20 protein-coding genes are annotated in these 15,930 nt (G+C 59.4%); 11 read left to right on the top strand and 9 right to left on the bottom strand.

The genetic code is table 11. The features are described 5' to 3' along the window. Positions 1-54: 54 nt before the first annotated feature. Together BMZ10_RS20840 and BMZ10_RS20835 are read left to right on the top strand one after the other, a co-directional pair. A complete protein-coding gene (locus BMZ10_RS20840; RefSeq protein ID WP_093466613.1) occupies positions 55-600 on the top strand; it encodes a gamma carbonic anhydrase family protein in 546 nt (181 codons plus the stop codon). Between the two features lie 45 nt (positions 601-645). Continuing rightward, positions 646-1,296, top strand: a complete 651-nt coding sequence (locus BMZ10_RS20835; RefSeq protein WP_093466611.1) for an HAD family hydrolase — start codon at positions 646-648, stop codon at positions 1,294-1,296. A gap of 96 nt (positions 1,297-1,392) precedes the next feature. Here BMZ10_RS20835 and BMZ10_RS20830 read toward each other — a convergent pair whose 3' ends face one another. Continuing rightward, on the bottom strand, positions 1,393-2,460 hold the full coding sequence (locus tag BMZ10_RS20830; RefSeq protein ID WP_093466609.1) for an aminopeptidase: 1,068 nt from the start codon (positions 2,458-2,460) through the stop codon (positions 1,393-1,395). Between the two features lie 106 nt (positions 2,461-2,566). Here BMZ10_RS20830 and BMZ10_RS20825 point away from each other — a divergent pair, with 106 nt between their 5' ends. After that, positions 2,567-2,983 (top strand): PA0061/PA0062 family lipoprotein, encoded by a 417-nt coding sequence (locus BMZ10_RS20825; protein ID WP_093466607.1) that lies wholly within the window; start codon positions 2,567-2,569, stop codon positions 2,981-2,983. A 252-nt stretch (positions 2,984-3,235) separates the two neighbouring features. Here BMZ10_RS20825 and BMZ10_RS20820 read toward each other — a convergent pair whose 3' ends face one another. Beyond that, a complete protein-coding gene (locus tag BMZ10_RS20820; RefSeq protein WP_093466605.1) occupies positions 3,236-3,469 on the bottom strand; it encodes a DUF1161 domain-containing protein in 234 nt (77 codons plus the stop codon). Positions 3,470-3,599: 130 nt separating this feature from the next. After that, complete coding sequence (locus tag BMZ10_RS20815) at positions 3,600-4,031, bottom strand: OsmC family protein (protein WP_093466603.1); 432 nt, start codon at positions 4,029-4,031, stop codon at positions 3,600-3,602. 288 nt (positions 4,032-4,319) lie between these two features. On the opposite strand from BMZ10_RS20815, the gene BMZ10_RS20810 reads away from it, so the two are divergent. Beyond that, on the top strand, positions 4,320-5,321 hold the full coding sequence (locus BMZ10_RS20810) for an LLM class flavin-dependent oxidoreductase (protein WP_093466601.1): 1,002 nt from the start codon (positions 4,320-4,322) through the stop codon (positions 5,319-5,321). A gap of 141 nt (positions 5,322-5,462) precedes the next feature. On the opposite strand, the gene BMZ10_RS20805 is transcribed toward BMZ10_RS20810, so the two are convergent. Beyond that, a complete protein-coding gene (locus BMZ10_RS20805) occupies positions 5,463-5,687 on the bottom strand; it encodes a DUF1161 domain-containing protein (RefSeq protein WP_093466599.1) in 225 nt (74 codons plus the stop codon). Positions 5,688-5,847: 160 nt separating this feature from the next. Further along, positions 5,848-6,063 carry a dodecin gene (locus BMZ10_RS20800; protein WP_093466597.1) on the bottom strand — a complete coding sequence of 72 codons (216 nt, stop codon included), beginning with the start codon at positions 6,061-6,063 and terminating at the stop codon, positions 5,848-5,850. Positions 6,064-6,242: 179 nt separating this feature from the next. Here BMZ10_RS20800 and BMZ10_RS20795 point away from each other — a divergent pair, with 179 nt between their 5' ends. Further along, a complete protein-coding gene (locus tag BMZ10_RS20795; RefSeq protein WP_093466595.1) occupies positions 6,243-6,569 on the top strand; it encodes an ElaB/YgaM/YqjD family protein in 327 nt (108 codons plus the stop codon). Here the strand turns inward: BMZ10_RS20795 and BMZ10_RS20790 are convergent, their stop codons facing one another. After that, positions 6,570-7,469, bottom strand: a complete 900-nt coding sequence (locus tag BMZ10_RS20790) for a LysR family transcriptional regulator (RefSeq protein WP_093466593.1) — start codon at positions 7,467-7,469, stop codon at positions 6,570-6,572. It lies immediately after the preceding gene. A gap of 120 nt (positions 7,470-7,589) precedes the next feature. Here BMZ10_RS20790 and trpB point away from each other — a divergent pair, with 120 nt between their 5' ends. The 3 genes from trpB (at position 7,590) to BMZ10_RS20775 (ending at position 10,250) form a co-directional block, all read left to right on the top strand. Beyond that, complete coding sequence (gene trpB / locus BMZ10_RS20785) at positions 7,590-8,825, top strand: tryptophan synthase subunit beta (RefSeq protein WP_093466591.1); 1,236 nt, start codon at positions 7,590-7,592, stop codon at positions 8,823-8,825. Further along, entirely contained in the window at positions 8,825-9,637 is an 813-nt protein-coding gene (gene trpA / locus BMZ10_RS20780; RefSeq protein ID WP_093466589.1) for a tryptophan synthase subunit alpha, read from the top strand. The genes trpB and trpA overlap by 1 nt, the downstream gene beginning before the upstream one ends. 124 nt (positions 9,638-9,761) lie before the next feature. Continuing rightward, a complete protein-coding gene (locus BMZ10_RS20775) occupies positions 9,762-10,250 on the top strand; it encodes an anti-virulence regulator CigR family protein (RefSeq protein WP_093466587.1) in 489 nt (162 codons plus the stop codon). A 123-nt stretch (positions 10,251-10,373) separates the two neighbouring features. Here BMZ10_RS20775 and BMZ10_RS20770 read toward each other — a convergent pair whose 3' ends face one another. After that, on the bottom strand, positions 10,374-10,706 hold the full coding sequence (locus BMZ10_RS20770) for a DOPA 4,5-dioxygenase family protein (protein ID WP_093466585.1): 333 nt from the start codon (positions 10,704-10,706) through the stop codon (positions 10,374-10,376). Positions 10,707-10,793: 87 nt separating this feature from the next. On the opposite strand from BMZ10_RS20770, the gene BMZ10_RS20765 reads away from it, so the two are divergent. After that, positions 10,794-11,462, top strand: coding sequence for an NAD(P)-dependent oxidoreductase (locus BMZ10_RS20765; RefSeq protein WP_093466583.1), 669 nt, complete (start codon positions 10,794-10,796; stop codon positions 11,460-11,462). A 44-nt stretch (positions 11,463-11,506) separates the two neighbouring features. Here BMZ10_RS20765 and BMZ10_RS20760 read toward each other — a convergent pair whose 3' ends face one another. Next, entirely contained in the window at positions 11,507-12,457 is a 951-nt protein-coding gene (locus tag BMZ10_RS20760; RefSeq protein ID WP_093466581.1) for a choline sulfate utilization transcriptional regulator, read from the bottom strand. Between the two features lie 114 nt (positions 12,458-12,571). On the opposite strand from BMZ10_RS20760, the gene betC reads away from it, so the two are divergent. Further along, complete coding sequence (betC, locus tag BMZ10_RS20755) at positions 12,572-14,077, top strand: choline-sulfatase (RefSeq protein ID WP_093466756.1); 1,506 nt, start codon at positions 12,572-12,574, stop codon at positions 14,075-14,077. Between the two features lie 38 nt (positions 14,078-14,115). Next, positions 14,116-15,042, top strand: coding sequence for a choline ABC transporter substrate-binding protein (gene choX / locus BMZ10_RS20750; RefSeq protein WP_093466579.1), 927 nt, complete (start codon positions 14,116-14,118; stop codon positions 15,040-15,042). A 53-nt stretch (positions 15,043-15,095) separates the two neighbouring features. Here choX and aroE read toward each other — a convergent pair whose 3' ends face one another. Further along, positions 15,096-15,920, bottom strand: coding sequence for a shikimate dehydrogenase (gene aroE / locus BMZ10_RS20745; RefSeq protein ID WP_093466577.1), 825 nt, complete (start codon positions 15,918-15,920; stop codon positions 15,096-15,098). Positions 15,921-15,930: the final 10 nt, after the last annotated feature.

Here is a 15,930-nt window from a genome sequence, read left to right as displayed (position 1 = left end):
CGCAGCTATCTAACGGGGATAGCCCTGCTATCAGTGCCAGAGAAGGAGCCTATCGTGGCCATTCGCACATTCCAGAATCACACGCCAGCCCTTGGAGAGCGGGCGTTCGTCGATCATTCGGCCGTTGTCATCGGCGACGTCGAAATCGGGACGGACAGCTCGGTGTGGCCGCTGACGGTGATCCGCGGCGACATGCACCGCATCCGCATCGGCGCGCGCACCAGCGTTCAGGACGGCAGTGTGCTGCACATCACGCACGCCGGGCCTTTCAATCCTGATGGCTTCCCGCTGTTGATCGGCGACGAAGTCACCATCGGCCACAAAGTGATGCTGCATGGCTGCACCATCGGCAGTCGGATACTGATCGGGATGGGCAGCACGATCATGGACGGCGCAGTGGTCGAGGATGAAGTCATCATCGGGGCCGGCAGTCTGGTGCCGCCGGGCAAACGCCTTGAGAGCGGCTTCCTGTATGTCGGCCGGCCGGTGACACAGGTTCGTGCGCTGACCGAAAAGGAAATGGCGTTCTTCCCATACAGCGCGACCAATTACGTGAAGCTCAAGGACCAGCATCTGGCCGAAGGTTTCGACAAGCCCTGATTGGCCGGACGGCTAAACATTCTTTACATGCTTCCGAGAGACAACATGCATTACCAGAACATTCTGTTCGACCTGGACGGCACTCTGACCGATCCTCGGGAAGGCATCACCCGTTCGATCCAGTTCGCCTTGAGCAAGCTGGGCATCGACGAACCCGACATCACCCGGCTTGAGCACTTCATCGGTCCGCCGCTGTTGCAGCAATTCATGCGCGCCTATGAATTCGACGAAGCCAGGGCATGGGAAGCGGTGGGCTTTTATCGCGAGCGCTTCAAGGTGACCGGCCTGTACGAGAATCTGGTGTTCGACGGCGTCTTCGAGCTGCTCGACCTGCTCTCGGATCAGGGCCGCACGTTGTTTATCGCGACGTCCAAACCGTGGGTATTTGCCCACGAGATCGCCCGGCATTTCGACTTTGCCCGGCATTTCAAGCTGATTTACGGCAGTGAACTGGATGGCACCCGCACCGACAAGGTCGAGCTGATCAGGCATCTGCTGGAAGAGGAAAAGCTGAACCCGAAACAGACGCTGATGATCGGCGACCGCAAACACGATCTGATCGGTGGCAAGCGCAACGGGCTGGATGTGGCGGCGGTGGGTTATGGATTCGGCAGTCGCGAGGAGCTGGAAGCCGAGGCGCCGACCTACCACTTTGATTCAATCCAAGCACTGCATCAGGCGTTTCTCAAGTCCTGAAAACGCCTTGAGTCGTGTAGAAGCGCGCTCGCCCGCAAAGGTGTTGCGTCTGTGAGGATTCAGCCCAGAGCAAGCGCGCGCCAACCGTTGATCACGTCAGCCTGCCTGCTTCGCTAAACGCAGCAACGCCGTCTTGCGCGCTTCCTTGGGCAATGCACCCAGCTTTTCGACGGCGGCGTAAAACATCGTCCAGTCTCCATTCACTTGCCTGAACAACGCTTCGAACGATGGCACCCATTGGTCATACAGGCCGATGGGCAGCAAACGTGCGTTGTTCAACGGCGCGTAGACCCAGCTGTCAAAGTGCTTGTCGCCATTCCACTGGCTGTCACGCATTTGCCGATAATCTTCGCGCAGCCGCTCGAATTCCGCCGCCTTGCGCTGGCGCATGACCTCTGCGCTCAAAGGCTCGGCGTACAGGGCTTTCAGACGATCTCGGGTCGCCAGAGCGAGCGCGGTCAGCTGATCGCGTCGCCGGGCTTCTGACGTGACGCCCTCGGCGGGCAATCCGCGCGCCGCCCGCCACTGCCGGGTTCCTTCCTGCTCCACGAAGGTGGCGTAGGACTCATTGAACTCACTGTCGTCCTTCACGTAAAAACGTTGATGCGCCAGTTCATGGAATATCAGCGTGGCCAGGCGCTCGTCGCCCCAGCTCATCATCGAACTGATGATCGGGTCGTCGAACCAGCCGAGGGTGGAGTACGCCTCGACGCCGCTGACGTAGACATCTCTGCCGTCGACTTTTTGCAGCGCCGCCTCGCCGCGCGCCGCGCCTTGCGTGTAATAGCCACGATAGGCGACGCACCCGGCAATCGGAAAGCAATGCGTGACCGGGTCCAGAGAAAATTCGCCCGTGGCGAAGACATTCCAGACCACATACGGGCGATGGATGTCCGCGTACAGACGATAGCTTTTGTTGTCCGGCAAATGCAGATGCTCGCTGGCAAACGCCCGCGCCTGTTGCGACTTGAGCAAATGTTCGCGCAGAGTCGGGTCACTGTCAGGGTCAGCGATGACCTGCGTCACCGGCTGACGCGCCCTGAGCAAGGCCATCTGGCCGCTGGCCAATTGCGAGTAATAGGAAAGACTGGAGCAGCCGCTGAGGAGTAAAATCGCCAGCATCGGCAGGGCACGCTGGAGCTTCGGGGTTTCAGATCGATTCATGCAGCGCCCTTGGCGTCCAGGTCGAAGATCGAAGAAAACAGCGTTATGCCGGACAGCCGGCCTTTAACGCAACTGCCATTATCATCTGCCCACTGCGGAGTTTGTCATGCGCTTGTCCTTGTCGTTCATCGCCCTGAGTCTGCTGGCCGGTTGCGCAGGCCCCTTGCCTGCAGTCGATCCGCAGCAGGCGTGGGTCGATCTGCACACGTTCACCGGCAAGACGCTGATGGCCGACAAACTGGACGGCAAGCGCACCGAAGACGGGCGCTATTTTCAGGTCACGCCGGGCAAGCACAAGCTTGAAGTGCGCTACGACTACGAATACGCGCCTGGCGGAATGGGGCTGTCGATGGACATCTACAACGAACTGACCTGCTACGTCACGATCAATTACGATCACTTCGAAGCCGGCCACCGATACCGTCTGGATGTTCGCCACATCGCCAATAGCATCGACGCCCAATTACGTGACGAACAGCGCAAGGTGCTGGCGCAAGAGGGTGAGATTTTTTGTATTCCCTGAGGCTTGTCGTCACGCCACTGCAATCCATGGGGTAATGATCTGAGACGTGAGCGTGCTCGCGAAGACCCATTTCCAACCACTGCATCTGCGCAGCATGCACCGGCCTGTTCCCGGCTGAAGCCGCTCCTGCAGACGCTGCGAGCTTTTCGCAGGACCGGCTTCAGCCGGGAAGGCGTCGGGTGTGACGCCGTTGATCAACGCGGCGTTTTAGACAGTTGGCCCATGCGCATGGGGAACGCATCAGGTACACACTCACCGATCATTCTTCTGATAAATGATCTTCCGAGTGCCGTTTTCGCAGGTGCCCACGACCATGTTCTGGTCCTGCACTTCTTCATTGCTGACGATTTCCAGTGTGTAGGAGCTGACATTCTGCGCCTGGATCTTGGCCTCGATTTCGGCTTTGAGTTCTTCGCAGGGTTTGGGGGCGGCCCACAGGCTGGTGCTCAATGCACCCAGCATCAGGGTTAGGGCGATACGTTTCATGTTCGTGTCCTCCGACGCCGAGCGATACGCATCGGCCCTTCATGTGACCGTCCAGGCTTGAGCGGGTTCTCAAGGCCAGAGACGAAGATGGCCCGCATTTGCGGGCCATCGGATACAACCATTGCTCGGATCAGCTCACCAGGGTGGCGTCCAGCGTGATCTTGGCATTGAGCACTTTCGAAACCGGGCAGCCTTCTTTGGCCATCGCGGTCAATTTCTCGAACTGCTCCTGAGTAGCGCCTGGCACTTTAGCTTTGAGGGTCAGGTGCACAGCGGTGATCGCAAAGCCGCCATCGACTTGGTCCAGCGTAACGTCAGCGGTGGTATCGATGCTGTCAGCTTTCAGGTTTTCGCCGCCCAGAATCATCGACAGGGCCATCGAGAAGCAGCCGGCGTGCGCTGCGCCGATCAGTTCTTCCGGGTTCGTGCCTTTACCGCCTTCGAAGCGGGCCTTGAAGCCATAAGGCGCTTCGCGCAGAACGCCGGTTTCAGTGGAGATGCTGCCGATGCCAGACTTCAGATCACCTTCCCAGTGTGCGGATGCTTTCTTGACGATGCTCATGGTGTCTCCTCATGAAAAAGTGCGATTTCGCTCGCACGCGGACCAAAGGTCTGAGGAGTGTAGGCGCGAGTAAGTTCAACGGTTATGACTTGCGTGCTTTTTTACTCTCGCGATGGGCCGCTATTTCCGACCAAATTAGTAGGAAATTTCCTTTTACCCATTGCAACCTCAAATTACGGCCTTATCCTAGGACCTTAACGCAAATATTTAGGCTTAACGAAGGCATTGTTCTGGCGTCGTGTAGATCCAGGCTGCCTGAACAAGCCCCAAGAGGATCGACAGCGGCCTATGAAACGACTAGCTGATGTGAAAATTTCCACCCTGGATCTGGTGCCTGTTCGCGAAGACACAGGCCCGGCAGTCTCTCTGCGCAACTCGCTGGATCTGGCGCAACACGTGGAGAAGTGGGGTTACAACCGATTCTGGGTGGCTGAGCACCACAACATGGACGGCATCGCCAGTTCGGCGACGTCGGTGCTGCTGGCTTATCTGGCAGGCGGCACCTCGACCATCCGTGTCGGCTCAGGCGGCGTGATGCTGCCCAACCACGCGCCACTGGTGATTGCCGAGCAGTTTGGCACGCTCGCCAGTCTCTATCCCGGCCGTATCGATCTGGGTCTGGGCCGGGCGCCCGGTTCCGATCAGATGACCGCTCGTGCCCTGCGCCGCGAGCGTTCCGGCAGTGCCGACGACTTTCCGGACGACGTCACCGAGCTGATGAACTACCTCGGTCCGCGCCAGCCTCATCAGCGGGTCATTGCCGTGCCGGGCACCAACACCAATGTGCCGGTCTGGCTGCTGGGTTCGAGTCTGTTCAGCGCTCAACTGGCTGGCCAGCGCGGATTACCCTATGCCTTCGCCTCGCACTTTGCACCGCGTTACATGCACGAGGCCATCCGCGTGTATCGCAACCACTTCCAGCCATCCGCCGTGCTCGACAAGCCTTATGTGATGCTGGGCGTTCCGCTCGCGGCCGCTGACACCGACGAACAGGCCGAGTATCTGGTGACCTCGGTCTATCAGCGCATTCTCAACCTGATGCGCGGACAGAGCCTGATGCAGAAGCCGCCGGTCGAGAGCATGAACGGTCTTTGGCTGCCTCACGAGCGCGAGGCGGTGATGGATTTCCTGGGACTGGCGATGGTGGGCGGCCCGGAAAAGATCCGCGCCAAGCTCGACGTGCTGCTGGAACAGACTGACGCCGACGAACTGATTTTCACCTGCGACATGTACGAGCATGCTGATCGACTGCGTTCGTACGAGATCCTGGCGCAGGTCGCTCGAGGCTGATTTCAAGGTCCTGCCGTTTGGCAGGCTTGAGCTTGCTCGCCGCCGCGATGACCGGAGCACTCCAGCTGCCAGGTCCATCGTCCGCGCATAAAAAAACCGACGCCATGTGCGTCGGTTTTCATTTTGCGTCAACGGGCGTTATCAGCCGCGTTTGTAAACGATTTCCTTGCTACCGCCTTCGCAGGTGCCGACAACTTTTCCGTCTGCCGAGCTGCCTTTGTCAACGGCCTCAAGGGTGTAAGACGCGACGCCTTTGGCTTTGATCTTCGCATCGATGTCCGCCTTCACGTCATCGCACGATTTCCCGGCCGCCATGGCAGTGCCCGCAATACTCAACAACCCTACCGCCAAAAGAAACTTCTTCATGGGTCACACTCCCTCGTCAGGCGCTTTCAAGCGAAAAGGGCCGCTGTCATCAAGCGGCCTGGCTACCTACCTTGCACCGCGAACGTTTCGATGAACGCACGATTGCGCGGTATGTATAGCGAAGGTTGTGGCACTCGGCCAGTCGAAAAGTTCAGCGTTTTCAGCTGTTGTCGATGCGGAAGCCTACTTTGACCGTCACCTGGAAGTGCGCCACTTTGCCGTCCTGAATGTGCCCTCGAGTTTCGAGTACCTCAAACCATTCCATGAACTTGACGGTTTTGGCCGCCTGGGCAATTGCATTTTGAATCGCATCGTCGGTGCTGGTGGTCGATGACCCCACCAGTTCGAGAATTTTGTAAGTGTGGTGATCAGTCATGGCAGTTCTCCTCAAGTGGTCTTCAATGGGAGCGTAGCAGCGAATTTGCTCCCTACGTCTGGTACGAAAACCGGCTGAAAAGTTCAGAAAAACGGCGCTTGCAAACCCGGAGTGCACTTTCTGAAAACCCTGTAGTCGGAAACAACACACGCCACTCATCACTGCAGGAGAGTTAAATCATGGCATTCACGTCATCCCGTAAAGCGTCTTTGCAAAGCATGGAAGCCGAGATCGAAAGTCTGCTCAAGTCGCTGGAGAGCCTGAAATCGGATGCTTCGGACGAGTCGCGCAGAACCCTGAAAACACTGAAAGCCAATGCTGAGAGCGCGCTGAGCCATTCGCGTAGCCTGTTGAACGACGTCTACGAAGACGCCAAGGTGAAGACCCGTGAAGCCAGCGTCGCGACCCGTGACTACGCTCAGGAACACCCTTGGACTACTGCTGGCGTCGCCGTTGGCGCCATCGGTCTGCTGGCCGCTTATCTGTTGTGCAAACGCGGCAACTGATTACACCCGTTCCGATTGCTCAAGCTCCTGTTTGAGCCACTGAGCAAGCTGCTGCGCGCGCCCGTCCACAGCGCGCCTGGGCACCCATAGTGCCAGTTGCGCCGGGGTTTCACTGAAACCCCATGGCGCAGCGAGGCGTCCTGCGTTCAGATCGTCAGCCACCAATGGTTCCGGCGCGATTGCTATTCCCAGGCCAGCCACGGCCGCTTCCAGCAAGTAATACAGATGCTCGAAACCCTGACCGAAATGCAGGGCGTCGGGATTGATACCGTTGCTCAACGCCCAACTGGGCCAGGCCTGCAATCGCGAAGTCGTCTGCAACAGTGGCTCGTCGAGCAGCGCGCGGGCGGGAGATGCCTGCAACGCGTCGAAGCGGGAAAACCTGGGGCTTAACACCGGACCGATGCGCTCGCTCGCCAATTCGTAAACCTGCATGTCCGCAGGCCATGGCGGCTCGGCGAATATCAGCAATGCGTCCAGGCCTGGTCGCCGAGGATCCAGATCGCCTTCTCCGGCAGACAGGTGCAGCCGCAGGTTCGGCAAATCAGCGTTGAGCCGGCCCAGTCGCGGAATGAACCAACGTGCCAGGAGACTGCCGGAGCAGCCAAGCACAAACGGGGCGTCAGCATTGCCGCGGCTTATTTCAACGCAGACGCTGCGCAAGCGGTCGAAAGCCTCGCTGCTGGCGTCGCGCAGTCGAATACCGGCATCTGTGAGTTTCAAGCCGCGACCGTCTCTCATGAACAACGCTACGCCAAGGTGTTCTTCCAGCACTTTCAGCTGCCGGCTCACGGCCCCATGGGTGACGTGAAGCTGTTCGGCAGCCTGACTGACGCTGTTCAAACGGGCGGTGGCTTCGAAAGCGCGTAAGGCATTGAGAGGAGGCAGGTCGCGGCTCATGATATCTGTGAGTTTTTCTGACAGGACGTACCGATCTTATCGGTTTTCATCCGTCTTTGCGCTGGTTAAAGTGTGATCACTGCCTCACGGCTCACCCCATTTGTCCTCCGGAGGTCCACCATGACCCAGACTCACGACGGCAATACCCAATATCGCAACGGCCCGGACGCTCGCGGCATGTTTGGTGCGTTCGGCGGGCGCTACGTTGCCGAAACCCTGATGCCCTTGATCCTCGACCTGAACCGCGAGTACGAGGCGGCGAAAGAAGATCCCGCGTTTCTGAAGGAACTGGCCTATTTCCAGCGTGATTATGTGGGCCGTCCGAGCCCGCTTTACTTCGCTGAGCGCCTGACCGAACACTGCGGCGGCGCCAAGATTTACCTCAAGCGCGAAGAGCTGAACCACACCGGCGCGCACAAGATCAACAACTGCATCGGCCAGATCCTGCTGGCACGACGCATGGGCAAAAAACGCATCATCGCCGAGACCGGCGCTGGTATGCACGGCGTGGCAACGGCCACAGTTGCAGCACGTTTCGGCCTGGAATGCGTGATCTACATGGGCACCACTGACATCGAGCGTCAGCAGGCGAACGTGTTCCGCATGAAACTGCTCGGCGCAACCGTCATCCCTGTCGTTGCAGGCACCGGCACGCTGAAAGACGCAATGAACGAAGCCCTGCGTGACTGGGTGACGAACGTCGACAGCACGTTCTATCTAATCGGTACCGTTGCCGGCCCGCACCCCTACCCGGCAATGGTTCGCGACTTCCAGGCTGTGATTGGCAAGGAAACCCGCGCGCAACTTCAAGAACAGGAAGGCCGTCTGCCCGACAGCCTGGTCGCGTGCATTGGCGGCGGTTCCAACGCGATGGGCCTGTTCCACCCGTTTCTGGATGACACCACGGTTCGCATCATCGGCGTCGAAGCCGCCGGTCACGGCATCGAGACCGGCAAGCACGCTGCCAGTCTGAACGGCGGTGTGCCAGGCGTTCTGCACGGCAACCGCACGTTCCTGCTGCAGGACGACGATGGCCAGATCATCGACGCCCACTCCATCTCAGCCGGTCTGGATTACCCGGGCATCGGGCCGGAACATGCCTGGTTGCACGACATCGGCCGCGTTGAATACACCTCTGTCACCGACGATGAAGCGTTGGCCGCGTTCCACCAATGCTGCCGTCTGGAAGGCATCATCCCGGCGCTCGAGAGTGCCCATGCTCTGGCTGAAGTCTTCAAGCGCGCGCCATCGCTGCCCAAGGATCACCTGATGGTGGTCAACCTCTCGGGTCGAGGCGATAAGGACATGCAAACCGTCATGCACCATCTGGATCTGTCCCAGCAGGAGAAACACTGATGAGCCGCCTGCAAACCCGTTTTGCCGAGCTGAAAGAACAAGACCGTGCCGCCCTGGTGACATTCATCACCGCAGGCGACCCGGCGTATGACACCTCGCTGGCAATCCTCAAGGGTTTGCCCAAAGCCGGTGCGGACGTCATCGAGCTGGGCATGCCGTTCACCGATCCGATGGCCGATGGCCCGGCGATTCAGCTTGCCAACATCCGCGCGCTAGACGCCCGGCAGAACCTGGCGAAAACCCTGCAAATGGTCCGTGAGTTCCGCGCAGAAGACAGCAGCACGCCATTAGTGCTGATGGGTTACTACAACCCGATTCATAACTATGGCGTCGAGCGTTTCATTGCCGAGGCGCGTGAATCCGGCGTCGACGGCCTGATCGTCGTGGACCTGCCGCCCGAGCACAACAATGAGCTGTGCGACCCTGCGCAGGATGCAGGTCTGGACTTCATCCGCCTGACCACACCAACCACCGATGATGTTCGATTGCCGACGGTTCTGAACGGCAGTTCCGGCTTCGTTTACTACGTATCGGTCGCCGGTGTGACCGGCGCTGGTTCAGCCACGGTCGACCACGTCAAAGAAGCCGTGGCACGTCTGCGTCGTCATTCCGACCTGCCGATCAGTGTCGGTTTCGGTATCCGTACGCCTGAACAGGCTGCAGCTATCGCGCGCATTGCCGACGGCGTGGTGGTGGGCTCGGCATTGATCGATCAGATCGCCAAAGCCGAGTCGCCAGATCAGGCGGTCGGCGGCGTGCTCGAGCTCTGCTCGCAACTGTCGCAGGGCGTACGTCAAGCCCGCGTATCCTGAAGGTAAAGTTCCTGATACAGAGGAATCTCGACCTTCATCAGCGGACTAAGCCGTACAGCAAGGGGTTCAGAACCGGGTTCTGAACCCCTTTTTGCTGACTCGACAGTGTTCAGGAGCGCGGTACATGAAAGTCTCGAATCGTTTGATCGCCGGATTGGGCGTACTGATGCTCAGCGCCAGCGCGCTGGTGCAGGCGGCGCCGCCGGATCAACGTGGTGGCCATGAAGACGATGGCCCGGGCCAGCATCAGGACCGCGGTCCGCAAGGTGGTCCACAAGACAATCGCGGTAACGGGCACGGCAATGATCATCGCAACGACCAGCATGTGGACAACCACGGCGGCGGGCGCCCACCGGAAGATTTCGGCGACGTGCGCCGTACCATTCAGGAGCATCGTGAGGTGATCGGTCGCGGCCAGCCGCTGCCGCCGAACGTCCATATCGTGAAAGGCCATCCGCTGCCGCGCGGCTATGGCCGTCGTCTGGACCAGCGCTCGCTGCAATACCTGCCGCGATACGACGGCTACGAATGGCGCCGCCTGGGCCCCGATATCGTGCTGGTCGCCATTGGCAGCGGCATCGTGTACGAGATTCTGGAAGGTGTCTTGAACTGATCCCGACGCAACACACCCACGGGATATGCGGCGTCGATTCATCTGTTGGCGCCGCACGACTTTAGCGGGGTGCTGGCCTCTGCGCGAGCGCAGCTTAACCCCGCAAAGGTAGCGCCATTGCCGCTATTTCTTGAACATCTCCACATTCAACTCCCGCACCCCGCCCATCCAGATCGCATGCTCCGTGTGGTCGGCCAGGTCATCGCCGGTCACCGGATGGGTGAAGATCACCAGGCCTTGACGGTTCAGCGCCAGATACAGCATGACGTCGGCAAACTGCGCATGATCGAACGCCAGCTGGCAGCTCCAGTCAGGGTGTGGGCCGACCGGCCGCTCGTGAACCCGTCCCATGCGAATCCCGAATCTGGCCGCGACGCTTTCGCACAACGCCCGCGCTTGCTCGAGAGTCTGGGCATCAAAATAAACGTGGGCGTGATAGCCCTCGACAGGTGACATGGCCGGTCCTCCCGTGGCATGGAACAGCCCTATGGCTGCTAGGCTCAATGAAAGACTAGAGTTATCCACAGACCCGGATTAATTGCCATGAAGAATGCAGAAACGCCGGTGATGAAAGTCGCGCTGTTTGGCGCCATCAGCAGCTTTGGCAGTGCGTTGATGGCCGAACTGCTGAGGCGTCAGCATGAGGTCATCGCCGTCGTCGACGATCTCAACTCTCTGGCGCCACGACCCGGACTGCGCACCAAGGTGGGTAACCTGTTCAGCGCTGATCGAGTGTGTGAAAGCATTGCCGGCTGTTCCGCGGTCATCGTCCTGCTCGACGCCAAGGTGCTTCCGGTCGGCCCGGAACATGATCACGCCCAAAAAGACCTGACCCCTTTCGAACAGCTCATCGCCACGCAGACGGTCCTGGCCTGCCTCCCACGTATGCAGATCCAGCGCCTGATTCTGGTAGCCGATATCCAGCTGATGCTCGACCAGACGCTGCCGGATCATCAGAACCCGAATCTTGACCAGTCCCAGGCCTCAGCCCTGATCGTCGACTCGCTGCAAAAAAGCGGGACGCAATGGACGCTGGTCAGCGCGCCCCAAGGCGTCGCGGGCCTGAGCATCGAACATTTCAGCCAGACCGGAGGCACGGTCGAACCGGGTCTGGCCATCCCGCTGGAAGTGTTGTCGCGAGTGGCAGCCGGCATTGCAGATGAACTGCAGCTCAATCTGCATGTTCGTCAGTATGTGAATTTTGTGGTTTGAACGCTTGGGTGAGTCAGCGAGGCGAGCCCGAAATGCCTGACAGATCAAACAGCAATGGACGGCAGCGGCTTGCCCACCAGGGAATCGCCGCTCAGCGCCTGTTCGCTTTTTAACCAGTCGACGAACCGCTGGACGATCTGTACTCGACGTTTGCGTTGCGGGAGGACGATGTAATAGCCGTAGGCAGAAATGGCCGTGGCGTCGATGGGGCGGCACAGCAAGCCTTGTTCGAGCAGATCATCCACCAGATGCCGCCAGCCGATCGCCACGCCCTGGCCCCCAATCGCCGCCTGGATCAGCAGCGTGTAATTGTCGAAACGCAATTGCCCCGGCGCGGGCATCTGCGCGATGTTGAGCGCGCGGAACACGCCGCCCCAATCAAACCAGTGGTTGCCACCTTCGCCACGCAGGTGCAGAAGCGCAAACTCCTTCAACGCCTCGACAGGCAAGGGGAGGGTGCGGTCCGTCAGCAGTTTCGGGCTGCAGACCGGGAAGACCTCCTCGCTAAATAGCCAGTGACTTTCTCCTTGTTTGAAGCGCCCGTCGCCAAACAGCACCGCCACGTCGATGTCAGCACGCAGCATGCTATGGCTGCGTTCGCTGGTCACAAGGCTGACGTCGACGTCGGGGTTTTCCTTGTGGAAGCGGTGCAGTCTTGGCATCAGCCAATAGGCAGCAAAAGCGAAATCCGTCGCCACTTGCAGAACCTCGTGCTGATGCTGCTCGGTGATTGCGTTCAGACCCGCATCCATCGACTGCAGCCCGGCCTGGACATGGCTGAAGAGAATCTGCCCGGCGTCCGTGAGCTCGATCCCGCGATAGATCCGGTCGAACAGGCGCGTGGCGAGTTGCTCTTCTAACCTTTTGATTTGCTGGCTGATCGCCGGCTGGGTGGTCCCAAGCTCGATGGCCGCGGCTGTGAAGCTGCGCAATCGCGCCGCTGCCTCGAAGCCGCGAAGCAGATCAAGGGACATATCACCAAAGGCTTCAAACATAAGGTTGGCTTATCCTAGGCATTATGTTTCATGGGCTTTACCGCTGATCTAATGGGTCCCATTCTCTGGAACAGCAATTTCGCATAAATATTCACTATGGAATGCCGCGAAGACATGAAGCGCAAGAACATTCTTTTCATCATGGCCGATCAGATGGCCGCGCCGATGTTGCCGATTTACGCCCCATCTCCAATCAAGATGCCGAATCTGAGTCGCCTCGCTGCTGACGGCGTGGTATTTGACGCCGCTTATTGCAACAGCCCGTTGTGTGCACCGTCGCGCTTTACCCTCGTCAGCGGCCAGCTTCCGAGCAAGATCGGCGCTTACGACAACGCCGCCGAATTTCCTGCCGACATCCCGACCTACGCGCACTATCTGCGCCGCATGGGCTACCGCACGGCGCTGTCGGGCAAGATGCATTTCTGCGGTCCCGATCAACTGCACGGTTATGAAGAGCGCCTGACCAGCGATATCTACCCGGCCGATTATGGTTGGGCGGTGAACTGGGATGAGCCGGACGTGCGTCCGAGCTGGTATCACAACATGTCATCGGTGCTGCAGGCTGGCCCGTGCGTGCGCACCAATCAGCTGGATTTCGATGAAGAAGTGGTGTTCAAGGCCCAGCAATACCTGTTCGACCACGTGCGCGAAGACGGCGACCAGCCGTTCTGCCTGACCGTGTCGATGACCCATCCGCACGACCCCTACACGATTCCCAAGGAATACTGGAATCTGTACAGCGATGACGACATCCCGCTGCCACCGGCGGCGCCCGCGCAGGCAGATCAAGACCCGCACTCCCAGCGCCTGCTCAAGGTTTATGACCTGTGGGACAAGCCGCTGCCGGAGAACAAGATCCGCGATGCGCGCCGTGCCTATTTCGGCGCGTGCAGCTATATCGATGACAACATCGGCAAGCTGCTCAAGACGCTCGAAGACACCGGCCTTGCCGATGACACCATCATCGTATTCTCGGGCGATCATGGCGATATGCTTGGGGAACGCGGTCTCTGGTACAAAATGCACTGGTTCGAGATGTCGGCTCGCGTACCATTGCTGGTGTACGCTCCGGGTCAGTTCAAGGCCGGTCGGGTGAAGGCCGCCGTGTCCACCGCTGACCTTTTGCCGACGTTCGTTGCGTTGGCCGAAGGCGAACTCGAGCCCGGTCTGCCGCTGGACGGGCGCTCGCTGCTGCCGCATCTGCAGGGCGCACCGGGCCACGACGAGGTGTTCGGTGAGTACATGGCCGAAGGCACCCACAGCCCGCTGATGATGATTCGTCGCGGGGCTTACAAATTCATTTATTCGGAACAGGACCCATGTCTGCTGTATGACGTGTACAACGATCCGAAGGAACAGGAAGAACTGAGCCATTCAGAGGCTCATCGCGACCTGTTCAACGCGTTCCTGGCCGAAGCAAAGGCCAAGTGGGACATTCCGGCGATACACCATCAGGTGCTCGCCAGCCAGCGTCGCCGGCGTTTCGTCGCGCAATCGCTGGCCCTCGGCAAGCTGAAGAGTTGGGATCACCAGCCGCTGGTAGACGCCAGTCAGCAATACATGCGCAACCATATCGATCTAGACGATCTGGAGCGCAAGGCCCGTTATCCACAACCTTGAACCCTGCCAACACCTAGAAAACCAAAAAGGGGCACACCATGAATAAGTTGTTCGCTACGCTGGCGGTTGGGGTCATGAGCTTGAGCAGCGTCATTGCATACGCCGCTGACGCAAGTTGCAGCACAGTGAAGATGGCCGATCCGGGTTGGAGCGACATCGCCGCGACCAATGCCACGGCAGGTTTCCTGCTCGATGGCATGGGTTACAAGACCAAGGTGGATACGCTGGCAGTACCGATTGCCTATGGTGGTCTCAAAGACGGGCAGATGGACGTGTTTCTGGGCAACTGGATGCCCGCGCAGCAGGGTTTCTACGACAAGTTCATCGCCACGGGCGATGTCACCCAGTACGCCAAGAACCTGGAAGGCACCGAATTCACGCTGGCCGTGCCGGACTATGTCTACGACGCCGGCGTGCATGACTTTGCCGACCTGAGCAAATTCGCCGACAAGTTTCACAAGAAGATTTACGGCATCGGTTCAGGGGCTCCGGCCAACGCATCGATTCAGGAAATCATCAAGAAGAACGAGTTCGAGCTGGGCGACTGGAAGCTGGTGGAATCCAGCGAGCAGGCGATGCTGGCCGAAGTGCAGCGCAACGTGAAGAAGAAGGAGTTCGTGGTTTTCCTGGGCTGGACGCCGCATCCGATGAACGTCCAGATCAAGGGCATGCACTACCTCAAGGGCGGCGAGAAGTACTTCGGTGACACCGGCAGCGTTTACACCGTGACCCGCAAGGGCTACGCCGAAGCCTGCCCGAACGTCGCCAAGCTGTTCTCCAATCTGACGTTCACGCAGGATATGGAAAACACCATCATGAAAAACGTGGTGGACAACAAGATCAGCAACACCGAAGCGGTAAAGGCGTGGATCAAGGCAAACCCGGCCGTGCTTGAGAAGTGGTTGAGCGGCGTCAAAACCATCGACGACAAAGACGCACTGGCGGCAGTCAAGGCCAAGCTTTAAGCGTCCTCCCACCTTGAGATCGATTCGATCTCAAGGTGGCTGATCGACGTGGATCAGGCCTCAGCCATCAAGCGCCGCAACTCGGCCAGCACCGGGGCCGAGTCCGGGCGCACGCCGCGCCACAGGAGAAACGCTTCGGCAGCCTGTTCCACCAGCATTCCCAAGCCATCTACCGCCCGTCCGGCGCCGTGCTCGGTCGCCCAGCGGCAGAACGCGGTCGGCTCCTTGGCGTACATCATGTCGTAGCAAAAGGTCTGGCCTGGCTGAATCAGGCTCGGCGCGATCGGTGGGACCGCCCCCGATAAACTGGCGGACGTTGCGTTGATGATGATGTCCACCGGCTCTTCGAGCCAGTCGTAACCTGCAGGCAGTACCGGCCCGAGCTCGGCAAATTCCTGCGCCAGCTGCTCAGCTTTTTCCACCGTGCGATTCGCGACGACAAGCACATAAGGCCCTTCGGCCAGCAGCGGTTCCAGCGCCCCACGTACAGCCCCGCCCGCGCCCAGCAGCAGCACGCGCTTGTCCTTGAGTGTCACGCCATGGTTGACCTTCAAGTCACGCACAAGCCCTGCGCCGTCGGTGTTATCACCCAACAAACTGCCGTCCGCCTGTCTTGCCAGGGTATTTACCGCAGCGGCGCGACGGCCGCGCTCGGTCAGTTGATCTGCCAGGCGATAGGCTTCTTCCTTGAACGGCACGGTGACGTTGGCGCCACGGCCTGTGGCGAAAAACTGTCTGGCGAACTCGGTGAAGCCCTCAAGCGGAGCCAGTGCTGTCTGGTAATCCAGTAACTGACCGGTCTGCTCGGCAAACAGGCGGTGAATCAGCGGCGACTTGCTGTGCGCGATCGGGTTGCCGAAGACGACGTAGTGGTCCATGCGTATTCCA

Source organism: Pseudomonas sp. NFR16, from assembly GCF_900108875.1.
In the GTDB taxonomy this organism is placed as follows: domain Bacteria; phylum Pseudomonadota; class Gammaproteobacteria; order Pseudomonadales; family Pseudomonadaceae; genus Aquipseudomonas.
The sequence above is the reverse complement of the archived record's forward strand: the minus strand, read 5'-3'. Positions and strand labels throughout refer to the sequence as shown.

Excerpts from the sequence above, each read along its gene's own strand:
- BMZ10_RS20835 (WP_093466611.1), top strand. The coding sequence starts at position 646 with ATGCATTACCAGAACATTCTGTTCGACCTGGACGGCACTCTGACCGAT.
- BMZ10_RS20830 (WP_093466609.1), bottom strand. The coding sequence starts at position 2,460 with ATGAATCGATCTGAAACCCCGAAGCTCCAGCGTGCCCTGCCGATGCTG.
- BMZ10_RS20825 (WP_093466607.1), top strand. The coding sequence starts at position 2,567 with ATGCGCTTGTCCTTGTCGTTCATCGCCCTGAGTCTGCTGGCCGGTTGC.
- BMZ10_RS20820 (WP_093466605.1), bottom strand. The coding sequence starts at position 3,469 with ATGAAACGTATCGCCCTAACCCTGATGCTGGGTGCATTGAGCACCAGC.
- BMZ10_RS20815 (WP_093466603.1), bottom strand. The coding sequence starts at position 4,031 with ATGAGCATCGTCAAGAAAGCATCCGCACACTGGGAAGGTGATCTGAAG.
- BMZ10_RS20810 (WP_093466601.1), top strand. The coding sequence starts at position 4,320 with ATGAAACGACTAGCTGATGTGAAAATTTCCACCCTGGATCTGGTGCCT.
- BMZ10_RS20805 (WP_093466599.1), bottom strand. The coding sequence starts at position 5,687 with ATGAAGAAGTTTCTTTTGGCGGTAGGGTTGTTGAGTATTGCGGGCACT.
- BMZ10_RS20800 (WP_093466597.1), bottom strand. The coding sequence starts at position 6,063 with ATGACTGATCACCACACTTACAAAATTCTCGAACTGGTGGGGTCATCG.
- BMZ10_RS20795 (WP_093466595.1), top strand. The coding sequence starts at position 6,243 with ATGGCATTCACGTCATCCCGTAAAGCGTCTTTGCAAAGCATGGAAGCC.
- BMZ10_RS20790 (WP_093466593.1), bottom strand. The coding sequence starts at position 7,469 with ATGAGCCGCGACCTGCCTCCTCTCAATGCCTTACGCGCTTTCGAAGCC.
- trpB (WP_093466591.1), top strand. The coding sequence starts at position 7,590 with ATGACCCAGACTCACGACGGCAATACCCAATATCGCAACGGCCCGGAC.
- trpA (WP_093466589.1), top strand. The coding sequence starts at position 8,825 with ATGAGCCGCCTGCAAACCCGTTTTGCCGAGCTGAAAGAACAAGACCGT.
- BMZ10_RS20775 (WP_093466587.1), top strand. The coding sequence starts at position 9,762 with ATGAAAGTCTCGAATCGTTTGATCGCCGGATTGGGCGTACTGATGCTC.
- BMZ10_RS20770 (WP_093466585.1), bottom strand. The coding sequence starts at position 10,706 with ATGTCACCTGTCGAGGGCTATCACGCCCACGTTTATTTTGATGCCCAG.
- BMZ10_RS20765 (WP_093466583.1), top strand. The coding sequence starts at position 10,794 with ATGAAGAATGCAGAAACGCCGGTGATGAAAGTCGCGCTGTTTGGCGCC.
- BMZ10_RS20760 (WP_093466581.1), bottom strand. The coding sequence starts at position 12,457 with ATGTTTGAAGCCTTTGGTGATATGTCCCTTGATCTGCTTCGCGGCTTC.
- betC (WP_093466756.1), top strand. The coding sequence starts at position 12,572 with ATGAAGCGCAAGAACATTCTTTTCATCATGGCCGATCAGATGGCCGCG.
- choX (WP_093466579.1), top strand. The coding sequence starts at position 14,116 with ATGAATAAGTTGTTCGCTACGCTGGCGGTTGGGGTCATGAGCTTGAGC.
- aroE (WP_093466577.1), bottom strand. The coding sequence starts at position 15,920 with ATGGACCACTACGTCGTCTTCGGCAACCCGATCGCGCACAGCAAGTCG.